We start from the raw sequence: 11,793 nt of genomic DNA on the forward strand, positions 1-11,793 counted from the left end.
ATCCCCAACCTGTTAAAATTCACTATAAGCTGCTGCTATTTCTGCTATTGCTTCGAGAAAGCTATTAACTTCTTTTTCCGTATTATATATGCTTAGGCTTGCCCTTACAACACCCTGGCTCATCGTTTCCAACATTTCATGTGTCAATGGACTGCAATGTAGCCCAGCCCGTACTGCAATATTATAATGAGAATCTAGAATCATTGCTATTTCCTGTGAATCAACATTAGATACATTGAAAGCAACGATTGGCATTCGCTGTTCATTTTCATCCGGCCCATAACATGCTACACCTGCTATTTTTGTTAATCCTTGATACAGTTGTTTTGCTAAGATTGTTTCACGTGGAACATTTTCATTTTTTCTTCGTTCATAGATACATAACGCTTCGTAAAGTCCTGCTATACCAGGTGTGTTTAATGTTCCACTTTCCAATTTTTCTGGCCATTGTTCCGGCTGATTTGGACTTTCTGAAAAGCTCCCTGTGCCACCATGGTGAATGGGCGCTAATTCAATGTCACCTTCTACTAGCAACATCCCTGTTCCTTGTGGTCCTAACAATCCTTTATGACCTGGAATTGCCAACATATCGATCCCTTGTGTTTTCATGTTTATCGATAAATGTCCAGCTGTTTGTGAGGCATCCACTAATGTCAAAATACTATTCTGTTGCGCTAGTTCCATGACATCAGTAAGTGGCATAAGTGTACCCGTAACATTAGATGCGTGTGTCATAGCAATTAATTTTGTCTCTGGTTGTATTGCTTTTGCAACATCATGAATAAAGTCAGTTTCGTTTCCCCTCCACTCCAAATAGGTTACGTGAACCCCATATTTATTTTTTATGTATTCAAGTGGACGGCGAATGGAATTATGTTCAAATGACGTTGAAATAATATGGTCCCCTTTTCGCCATCGTAATCCTTTTATCGCTTGATTCAACGCTACAGTAGCATTCTGGTAAAATAGTGCTTTTTTCGGATCACTGCAGCCAAATAAGGAAGCAGCTTTCATTCTTGTTTGATCAATATATGTAGCAGCTTGCCTTGCTAGAGCATGTCCTCCCCTCCCAGGATTTGCCCCACATTCATTCATAACACGAACCATTGCCTCAGCCACTTCTGGCGGTTTTGGAAAAGACGATGCAGCCTGATCGAAATAAATCATACCAATCCCTCCTAACTATATTTGCATTAGGATATAGAAAAAGACTGACATTCGTATACTACACAAGTCAGTCTTTGTAATTTCCCTGATTAAACTTCCAATGACTCAATAATTCTTTCCAAGTCATCATCTGAATAAAACTCAATTTCAATCTTACCTTTTCGTTTTCCACGTTGTATTTTTACAGAGGTGCCAAATCGATCACGTAGCATTGACTCCCGTTCTTGTAAAAAGATATCCTTTTTTGGTTTCTCCTTTTTCTTCACGGGTTTGCTATTTAATTCCATAATTAGCTTTTCAACTTGACGGACATTTAGTTTTTCTTGACGTATTTTGTTCACGAATGGAATAACCTTGCTTTTATCCTTTAAACCAAGCAAAGCACGACCATGGCCCATCGAGAGTTCGCCATTGTTAATATAAGCAATGACTTGATCAGGTAACGAAAGCAGTCGAACGATATTAGCTATATGTGACCTACTCTTCCCTAGCCGCTGTGATAAAACTTCTTGGGTAATGTTTAATTCATTCATTAAATTAGCGTAGGCATGTGCCTCTTCAATTGGTGTTAAGTCTTCTCGCTGCAAATTTTCCAGTAAGGCTAGCTCCATCATTTTTTCATCTGTTAAATCTTTTACAATTACCGGAATACGCTCTAAGCCAGCTTCTTTTGCTGCACGAAATCGCCTTTCACCAACAACAATCTCATAGCCTTTAATACTTTCCCGTACTATTAATGGCTGAATAATGCCATATTGGAGAATTGACTCTTTTAACTCCTCTATTGCATCGGCATGAAATGTTTTTCTAGGTTGATAAGGATTTGGCCTACATTCACTAATCAATATCTCAATAATATTTGCTTCATCTTTTTCCTCTTCTATTTCTGGAAAAAGTGCATTAATACCTTTACCTAACCCTTTCGCCACTATTCATCACTTCCTTCGCTAATTCAAGATATACTTCAGCACCTCTTGATTTCGGATCATAAGTAATGATCGGTTGACCGTGACTAGGAGCCTCCCCTAATCGAATGTTTCTTGGAATGACTGTCTGATATACTTTGTCTTGAAAGTACTTTTTCACTTCTTCTATTACTTGTAATCCTAGATTGGTTCGTGCATCAAGCATCGTTAATAATACGCCTTCGATCATTAAATCCTTATTTAAATGTTTTTGAACTAAACGTATGGTATTTAACAGCTGGCTAAGACCTTCCAGCGCGTAATACTCACATTGTACTGGAATCAATACCGTATCAGAGGATGTGAGTGCATTTATCGTCAACAGTCCCAGTGATGGAGGACAATCAATAATAATATAGTCATATTTATCTTTTAGACTATCTAATGACTTTTTCAAACGAATTTCCCGAGAAATGGTTGGTACTAATTCTATTTCTGCTCCTGCTAATTGAATAGTAGCAGGAATGACATCCAAATTTTCTACGTTTGAGGAAACACAAACTTCTTCGGCAGGTAGATCCTCAACAAGTACATTATAAACGCATTGATCCATGTCTGCTTTATTGATTCCCACACCACTTGTGGCATTTCCTTGCGGGTCAATGTCAACAAGCAATACTTTTTTATTCATATACGCCAAACACGCACTTAAATTAACCGACGATGTTGTCTTTCCAACACCACCCTTTTGATTTGCTATGGCGATTGTTTTACCCATGTTGTCACCTACCTAAAATAACTCTATATCTATCATTTTATCATTCTTTTGCTAGGAAGAACTACTATTTTTAACTTTATTATGAAAAAGTAATTGAATTGTTGTTTTTGTAAACCTTGCTAGAATAAATCGTATGTTTATTTAGAAGGATGGTTTCGCATTGTTTGTTGCTTTTTAATTTCGTATTTGAACTGTGACACAACTAAGAAATTGCTTTCCCGCCGTTCCGGAAAGCGAAGTATTCTGCCGGAGCGGATTCCAAGCACTCAACATCATTAGAGCAAAAAACGTCCCGAAAGAGAATTTTCACTGTGTCGATAGCCATTTAGAAAAATAGATTCAAAAATACCCATCATGTAAAGATGGGTAGAATTAGTAGGAAGGAATTATTTCTTTTTTGGGATCTTGATGGTAATTTGATAGTATTCATCTAAGTCCTCTTCATCTGTTTCTACATCAATACCTGTATCAGACACCATGCTTAACGATTGTCGGATAGTATTCATGGCAATTCGGATATCCTTATTCACACCCTTTAATTTAGGACGCTTGCGTTTCTTATCCTCTTTCGCTCCATCCAATTTTGCAATTCGCTCTTCCGTCTGTTTTACATTCAAATCCTTTTCGAGAATCTCTTGTAAAATTTTTTCCTGCTTTGCATCATCTCTTAGCTTAATTAATGCACGGGCATGTCGTTCAGTTATTGACTTTTCCAGCAGTGCCATTTGAACACTTTCTGGTAACTTTAACAATCGCAGTTTGTTCGCAATTGTCGATTGATTTTTACCTAGTCGCTGTGCAAGCGCTTCTTGTGTTAATGAGTGAAGTTCCAATAACTTTGCATATGCAGTGGCTTCCTCAATTACCGTCAGCTCTTCACGTTGTAAGTTTTCGATCAATGCAACTGAGGCTGTTTCTGCATCAGTCATTTCACGAATAATTACAGGAGCCGTTTCCCATTCCAATAATTGAACAGCACGCCATCTTCGTTCACCAGCAATAAGCTCATAGGATTCCTCATCTAGTCTTCTGACAACGATTGGCTGAATCATCCCATGTGTATGTATGGTTTGCGCTAATTCCTTGATTTTCTCTTCATTAAATATGGATCTTGGTTGAAAACGGTTTGGTTCAATATTTTTTACAGCAATCTGAATAACTTCATCTGGATGATACGTTTCTTCTTCTCCTGCTTCAGAATCTGATTTTTCCCCTATACCAAATATGCGGTTAAAAGGTTGCAACACATCAGACACCACCTTTAATCTAAAAAAACTTTGCTCATCATGGATACAAAATAGAATTGTTTCACGTGGAACATTTTTCGTAGCATGATAGGTATAATACTAAAAATATCATATAAATGGAGTGTATACATAACTTCTAATCTATCATTATTTCATCCTTGGTCTTATTTTACCATATATAGAACTAGAAAAGTATGGGAAGATAAAATAAAACGACTTAAGCTAAAGGGTTTTTGTTCGGTACCCCTGCTTTTCGTGGGTACTTGCCTGGTGTTTTACGTTTCTTATCTATCAAAACAATGGATCGTTCACTGTGTTCCTCTGGTAGATAAAATGTATGTATATCGTTTATGGCACCACCCAATTGCTCAATTGCAGATTCCGCATCTGATAATTCTGCCTCCGTTTGTGCACCTTTCATGGCAATGAATACACCATCTTTTTTACAAAGTGGTAAACACAATTCACTTAAAACAGACATGCGAGCCACTGCACGCCCCATAACTATATCAAAGGTTCCTCTAAATTGTGGATTTTTCCCAAAGTTTTCAGCACGATCATGATAAAACGCAACATCCCTTATATTAAGTTCTGTTGCTAAATGATGAAGAAAACCGATTCGTTTCTTTAATGAATCAACGATTGTTACCTTTAAATTTGGAAAACATATTTTGAGTGGGATGCTTGGGAATCCAGCACCAGCACCCACATCACAAATATGCATATCTTTGGTGAAATCATAATAAAACGCTGCAGAAATGGAATCAAAAAAATGCTTTAAATAAACATCTTGCTCTGTTGTTAATGCTGTTAAGTTAATTTTTTCATTCCATTCTACTAATGTTTTGTAGTAAATAGAAAATTGGTTGACCTGTGTTTCATTAAGTTCAATACCATGTTTTTGTAATTCACGTACAAATTGTTCTGGATTCATATTGACGTCTCCTCAAAATTAGTTGGCTACCCGAGCTATTTTCCCCTGCTCAATATAGATGAGTAAAATAGATACATCAGATGGATTCACACCCGAAATTCTTGATGCTTGGCCGACGGAAAGTGGGCGTACCTTTTTAAGTTTTTCCCTTGCTTCTGTGGCAATACCACTAACATCATCATAATCAAGATTTTCCGGAATTTTTTTATCTTCCATTTTTAACATGCGTTCTACTTGGTCGTTTGCTTTCTTAATATATCCTTCATACATGATTTGTATTTCTACTTGTTCTTTTACATCAGTTGGTAAAGTGTTGTCTGGTTCGATTACCTGTTCTATCATTTCATACGACATCTCTGGTCGTTTTAATAAATCAGATGCCCTAACAGCCTCTTTTAGTGGTGTAGCATTTGCTTCACGCAGTAATGTTTGAACATTTTCATTCGGTTTAATGATGATCTTCCGTAATCGATCCTTCTCTTGCTCAACTAAACGATTTTTCTCAATAAATTTTTGATAGCGTTCCTCTTTAATCAAGCCAAGTTTATAGCCGATTTCTGTTAACCGTATATCTGCATTATCATGGCGCAATAACAAACGATATTCTGCACGTGACGTTAGTAAGCGGTATGGCTCTTTTGTTCCCTTTGTTACAAGGTCATCGATTAAAACACCAATATAAGCCTGTGAACGATCTAAAATTAATGGATCCTTGCCTAACACTTTAGCTGCAGCATTAATTCCTGCCATCATCCCCTGTGCTGCTGCCTCTTCATATCCTGACGTTCCGTTGATTTGACCAGCTGTAAAAAGTCCAGGGATTTTTTTTGTTTCTAGTGTTGGCCAAAGCTGTGTAGGGATAATCGCATCATATTCTATTGCATATCCGGCACGCATAATTTCCGCATTTTCTAGACCTGGAACCGATTTAACCATTTCATGTTGAACAGATTCCGGTAATGATGTTGATAAACCCTGCACATAAACTTCTTCCGTTTCCCGGCCTTCAGGTTCTAGGAATACTTGATGGCGTGGTTTATCATTAAAGCGAACAACTTTATCTTCAATTGACGGGCAATAACGTGGACCTGTTCCGCGTTTTGCTCCAGAATACATTGCTGAAAGTCCTAAATTATCATTAATAACTTGGTGTGTGAACTCATTTGTATACGTTAACCAGCAAGGAATTTGATCCGTAATAAATTCTGTCGTTTCATAAGAAAATCCTTGTAGTTTCTCATCACCCGGTTGAATCTCTGTTTTCGAGTAATCAATTGTATGACTATTTACCCGTGGTGGTGTTCCAGTTTTAAAACGCGTAATTTCAAATCCTAATTCCTCTAAATGCTGAGAAAGCTTGATGGATGGACGTTGATTATTTGGCCCACTCTCATATTCCAGATCTCCCATAAGCACCTTCCCACGCATAAACGTACCAGTTGTTATAATAACGTTCTCTGCATGATAGGCAGCTTTGGTTTCCGTTATTACCCCTTTACATACACCATCTTCAATGATTAGTTGATCAACCATTCCTTGACGGAGTGTAAGGTTTTCTTCATTTTCTAATGTTTGTTTCATTTCACGAATATATAAAGGCTTATCAGCTTGTGCGCGCAAAGCACGTACAGCCGGGCCTTTCCCAGTATTTAACATACGCATTTGAATATATGTCTTATCGATAACTTTAGCCATGACACCGCCAAGTGCATCGATTTCTCGTACAACAATACCCTTGGCTGGACCACCAAGTGATGGATTACAAGGCATAAAGGCGATCATATCTAAATTAAGGGTTAGCATTAACGTTTTCGCGCCCATTCTTGCGGCAGCAACCCCCGCCTCGCATCCAGCATGGCCAGCACCGATGACGATTGTATCATAATGTCCTGCATCATATACCATAATTTTTCATCCTTTCTATCTAAAAGTGCGTGTTCAAAAAGTTGCCAAATTAGAAGCAGGCACCACTTATTATTTGGTGACTTTTGAACAACCTCTAGAAATTAACTATTCCAATAGCCACGCTCGGTTCGTACTGCGCTACTACTTATTTTCCTAAACAAAATTGTGAGAACAACTGATCAATTAAACTGTCACTAGCAGTATCTCCAATTATCTCTCCTAAAAACTCCCATGTTCTTGTAACATCGATTTGAACGATATCTAAAGGCATTGCCATTTCTAAGCCTTGCATAGCATCCTCCAACGCTTGCTTCGCTTGTTTTAGCAATTGAATATGTCGAACGTTCGAGACATATGTTAAATCTCCTGTATCTATATCTCCAGCAAAAAATGTTTCCGCAATAGCGGCTTCTAATTCATCGATTCCTGCTTCATTGATCAAAGCCGTTGTTAGAACTGGATTCCCTTCAGCCAGACTTGTTACCTTGTTAAGATCAAGTTTTTGCGGTAAATCTGTTTTATTAATAATGACAATATAATCCAATCCTTGAACTGCTGTAAATAACTTCTCGTCTTCTTTTGTCAGCTCCTCATTATAATTTAACACAAATAAGATAAGATCTGACTCTGTTAATACTTTCCTTGATCGTTCAACACCTATTTTCTCGACAATATCTTCTGTTTCACGAATCCCAGCTGTATCAACTAATTTTAATGGAACACCACGAACATTTACATATTCCTCTATGATATCACGAGTTGTACCAGCCACTTCCGTAACAATTGCTTTATTCTCTTGAACAAGTGCATTCATTAATGATGACTTTCCTACATTCGGGCGGCCGATGATTGCTGTTGCTAAACCTTCACGTAAAATTTTCCCTTGTTTAGCTACCTGTAAGAGTTGTTCGATTTCATCATGCACTTTTTTCGTTTTCTCACGCATCATGTCATGAGACATCTCTTCTACGTCATCATATTCAGGATAATCGATATTCACTTCAACATGTGCCACTGTTTCAAGCAATTCCTGCCGTAAACGCTGGATTAACCCTGATAAGCGTCCATCCATTTGCTTTAGTGCGACAGACATTGCTTTATCTGTCTTAGCACGAATTAAATCCATTACCGCCTCAGCCTGTGATAAATCAATTCGTCCGTTTAGAAATGCGCGCTTAGTAAATTCACCTGGTTCTGCTAAACGTGCACCCTTACTAAGAATAATCTCCAACACGCGATTAACAGATACCATGCCACCATGACAATTAATTTCAACTACATCTTCACGAGTAAATGTTTTTGGTGCGCGCATTACCGACGCCATCACTTCTTCCGCAATTTCACCTGTTTGCGGATCAATTATTTTACCGTAATTCATTGTATGTGACGGGACATGAAGCAAATCATTACCCTGGAATAAATCATTCGTTATAGCAACTGCCATTGGACCACTTAACCTAACAATCGCAATTGCACCCTCACCAATCGGTGTCGAAATTGCCGTAATTGTATCTGTCTCCATCTCTTTCACCTCCATTAAAACCAACATTTTTCCATCTATAATAAAAAAATAATTTTTAGCGTCACTAACTTAATAGAATACCACAATTTTAATCAAAAATAAACTTATCCACAATAGTTTTCTGGTTTAATTTCGCTTACTAGTTATCCACATGTGCATAATCGACAAATTTTCAAATAAAATAATGTCAACAAGTGCATAAGAAAAGCACCCACCTTGGTCACATAATCAAAGTGGATGCTTTTCTTAAACTTCGGCCCTTTACGTAATGTTTGTTGCTTTTTTTATTTCGTAGTTGATGAAACTGCGCACAAATTACCGCTACGGAAATACACTTCGCTTTCCGGGGGCGGCTGTTGAGCCTCCTCAGGCCAACACGACGTTGGTCACGAAGGCGTTGCCACAGGACGTGGCGACCTTAGCCTTTGTTCCCCTTACGCACTGCGGGGTCTCACCGATGCCTCTCTTCCCCCAGGAGTCTCCGTGTATACGGGATGCTTGCGAGGAAATATATGCTTTATTTCCCTGTAATCAAGCATATATAATGGGAATAATATGATAAAGCCAACACCAGCGAAGGAAATACACGTAGACTCCTGCGGGAAAAGCAACAGCTGAAGATCCCGCAGGAAGTGCTTTTCTTCCGAGGAAGCTGAAGCGTTGCCCGCGGAAAGCGTAGTGTATTTTCCGTAGCGGCAATTTTGAACCCTTCTACGTCGCAGTTTATATCTATTGTGTAAAAAACATCAATATTTTAGAGCCACAAAAAAAGCGATAATCCTAAATTAAGGATCATCGCTCAGGTAAAATTTAAGGTTTAATAACGATATGCCGATGTGGCTCAACTCCATCAGAATATGTGGAGATGTTGTCATTTCCCTGTAGGGCACTATGAATAATTTTACGTTCATATGCTGGCATTGGCTCAAGTGCCACCTTTTTATTAAGTCGCATTGCTTTATCTGCCATTTTTCCTGCTAAAGAGTACAGTGTCTCTCTTCTCCGTTCACGGTAACCTTCTGCATCAACTGTAACATTATAAAATTGTCCTTCACCCTTATTTATTGCGAGTTGAACTAAATATTGCAAGGCATTCAATGTTTGACCGCGTTTTCCGATCAACATTGCAATTTTATCACCTGTTAAGTTATACGTTACATGGTTACCTTCAACTTTTGTAGTTACATCAGCAGAAACATTCATATTATCTATAACTTCTTTAAGGAATACTTCTGCCTGTTCGACTTGATTTTTTTTAATTGATACCTTGACGATTGCTCGTTTCGATCCAAAGACACCAAGAAGTCCTTTTTTTCCTTCGTCAATAATATCAATTTCAACATGGTCCCTTGTTGTGTTTAACTGCTCTAATGCTGACTGGACCGCTTCCTCAACCGTTTGTCCACTAGCAGTTATTTCTTTCACTTTTTCTCTCCTCCATTACCATTACTATTGTTCATCATTGGTTTCCGGATAAAAAGAGTCTGTGCAACCATAAAGATGTTACCAACTACCCAATATAATGCCAATGCAGATGGGAAGAACATTGCAAAAACTGTAATCATAATTGGCATAACATAAAGCATAACCATCATTTGTGGGTTTTGCCCAGCAGGATTACCTGCCATCATTAATTTTTGCTGCAGGAATGTTGCTGCACCAGCGACCAAAGGTAAAATATAGAATGGATCCGGTGACCCTAATTCAAACCATAAGAAGTGATGCGTTTGAATTTCTTCTGTTCTTCTTATCGCATGATAAAAGGCGATTAAAATCGGCATTTGTACAAAAATCGGCAAACACCCAGCAAGTGGATTAACGCCATGTTTCTGAAATAACGCCATTGTTTCTTGTTGCAATTTTTGTTGTGTATTTGCATCTTTTGAACTATATTTTTGTTGAATTTCCTTTAATTCTGGTTGGATATCCTGCATTGCCTTTGAGCTTTTTAATTGCTTCACGTTTAACGGCAAAAGGATCAAGCGAATAATAATCGTTACAATTACAATTGACAATCCATAATTTTCATTAAACATTTCCGCAAAATAAGTAATTACCCATGACATTGGATATACAAAATATGAATTCCAAAATCCTTCACTTTCAGGTGTGATTGGTTCATTAATTTCTGTACACCCTGAAAGCAATGCCAGCAAGCCGATTAAGGTTGCAAGCAGAAAAATCTTTTTACGCACTCTATTTCCTCCTAACTTTAAAAAGCGCGGGAACACTTTAGGGGCCTAACTAGTCGCTAGATATTAAATCCAGGTAGAAAAAACCTATGTAAACGTTCTTTTATAGTATTAGTTTATCATTAATGTTATATAAGATTCTATATAAAATCTACAATTAATTATATTTTTTTAACAATCGTTCTTTCGAGAGTAAATGAACTAAACTTTTTTTTATATGATGAAAATCCATTTCCTTTGTTGGCTGTCTGGCAATGATGATAATATCATAATTGGTATATACTTTTTTCTCCAATTCATGAAATGCTTGACGCAAATATCGTTTTATCCGATTTCTAGTAACCGCATTCCCGATTTTCTTCCCAACTGAAAGACCAATTCGGAAATGACTTTGGTTAGGTTTTTGCAGATAATAAATAACAAGTTGTCGATTAGCAAATGACTTCCCTTTTTTAAATACATGTTGAAATTCTTTATTATCTTTAATACGAAATGCCTTCTTCATCTTAATCACCTTTTAAATAAACTAACTGATCCATCTCATTTTAATAACAACGGTGAATTTTTTAACCTCAGAGTTTTTCCCTAATCTAAAGAAACGGATTTAAGCAGCTTCCATTAAAAAGGAATCACTGCCTAATCCTTTAAAACTTTCAAATAAGGTAGTTCTTTCTTTCTGAAAGTGGAAAAAAGACCACTGACTTTATTCAGTGGCCTATGCAGATAATACTTTTCTTCCTTTACGACGACGACGAGCTAAAACTTTACGTCCGTTTTTTGTACTCATACGCGTGCGAAAGCCATGTACCTTTTTACGTTTACGATTATTTGGTTGAAACGTTCTTTTCATCTATCATGCACCTCCCAAAGGAACTAAAAAATTCAATTTAAAAACATATCCTATCAGACAGTCTCGTTAATTATACGTAAAACACCAGGATTTTGTCAACTGTCATTCCATTCCAATTATCCACAGGCCTATGTTTAAATTTTTTCAACCTGTTTTTTTCATCCACAACAATAATCGACAAGATAATCACAAAATATAGTAGTGTGGATAAATTTTCTTCACAACGTGTAGAATATGTGGATAACTGTCGAAAGAACGTTGCACATCGCTGTTTTTTTTGGTATTATATTTGT

The 11,793-nt window shown here is 37.4% G+C and carries 11 protein-coding genes; all 11 read right to left on the reverse strand.

Annotated features, from left to right (window positions below; all coding sequences use genetic code 11):
* Positions 1 to 12: 12 nt before the first annotated feature.
* Complete coding sequence (locus tag ACW2QC_RS15445) at positions 13 to 1,167, reverse strand: aminotransferase class V-fold PLP-dependent enzyme (protein ID WP_457544843.1); 1,155 nt, start codon at positions 1,165 to 1,167, stop codon at positions 13 to 15.
* Between the two features lie 89 nt (positions 1,168 to 1,256).
* Entirely contained in the window at positions 1,257 to 2,096 is an 840-nt protein-coding gene (locus ACW2QC_RS15450; protein ID WP_457544844.1) for a ParB/RepB/Spo0J family partition protein, read from the reverse strand.
* On the reverse strand, positions 2,077 to 2,850 hold the full coding sequence (locus ACW2QC_RS15455) for a ParA family protein (protein WP_106495694.1): 774 nt from the start codon (positions 2,848 to 2,850) through the stop codon (positions 2,077 to 2,079). Before ACW2QC_RS15455 ends, ACW2QC_RS15450 begins: the two co-directional genes overlap by 20 nt.
* A gap of 386 nt (positions 2,851 to 3,236) precedes the next feature.
* Complete coding sequence (gene noc, locus ACW2QC_RS15460) at positions 3,237 to 4,097, reverse strand: nucleoid occlusion protein (RefSeq protein WP_457544845.1); 861 nt, start codon at positions 4,095 to 4,097, stop codon at positions 3,237 to 3,239.
* A 217-nt stretch (positions 4,098 to 4,314) separates the two neighbouring features.
* A complete protein-coding gene (gene rsmG / locus ACW2QC_RS15465) occupies positions 4,315 to 5,031 on the reverse strand; it encodes a 16S rRNA (guanine(527)-N(7))-methyltransferase RsmG (RefSeq protein WP_457544846.1) in 717 nt (238 codons plus the stop codon).
* An 18-nt stretch (positions 5,032 to 5,049) separates the two neighbouring features.
* Positions 5,050 to 6,936, reverse strand: a complete 1,887-nt coding sequence (gene mnmG, locus ACW2QC_RS15470) for a tRNA uridine-5-carboxymethylaminomethyl(34) synthesis enzyme MnmG (RefSeq protein ID WP_457544847.1) — start codon at positions 6,934 to 6,936, stop codon at positions 5,050 to 5,052.
* A gap of 145 nt (positions 6,937 to 7,081) precedes the next feature.
* Positions 7,082 to 8,458 (reverse strand): tRNA uridine-5-carboxymethylaminomethyl(34) synthesis GTPase MnmE, encoded by a 1,377-nt coding sequence (gene mnmE, locus ACW2QC_RS15475; protein WP_457544848.1) that lies wholly within the window; start codon positions 8,456 to 8,458, stop codon positions 7,082 to 7,084.
* 810 nt (positions 8,459 to 9,268) lie between these two features.
* A complete protein-coding gene (gene jag, locus ACW2QC_RS15480; RefSeq protein ID WP_457544849.1) occupies positions 9,269 to 9,883 on the reverse strand; it encodes an RNA-binding cell elongation regulator Jag/EloR in 615 nt (204 codons plus the stop codon).
* On the reverse strand, positions 9,880 to 10,653 hold the full coding sequence (gene spoIIIJ, locus ACW2QC_RS15485; RefSeq protein ID WP_457544850.1) for a YidC family membrane integrase SpoIIIJ: 774 nt from the start codon (positions 10,651 to 10,653) through the stop codon (positions 9,880 to 9,882). The genes jag and spoIIIJ overlap by 4 nt, the downstream gene beginning before the upstream one ends.
* A gap of 154 nt (positions 10,654 to 10,807) precedes the next feature.
* Entirely contained in the window at positions 10,808 to 11,155 is a 348-nt protein-coding gene (gene rnpA / locus ACW2QC_RS15490) for a ribonuclease P protein component (RefSeq protein ID WP_457544851.1), read from the reverse strand.
* 210 nt (positions 11,156 to 11,365) lie between these two features.
* Positions 11,366 to 11,500 (reverse strand): 50S ribosomal protein L34, encoded by a 135-nt coding sequence (gene rpmH, locus ACW2QC_RS15495; protein ID WP_019377820.1) that lies wholly within the window; start codon positions 11,498 to 11,500, stop codon positions 11,366 to 11,368.
* Positions 11,501 to 11,793: the final 293 nt, after the last annotated feature.

It is taken from the genome of Virgibacillus sp. FSP13 (assembly GCF_054048505.1).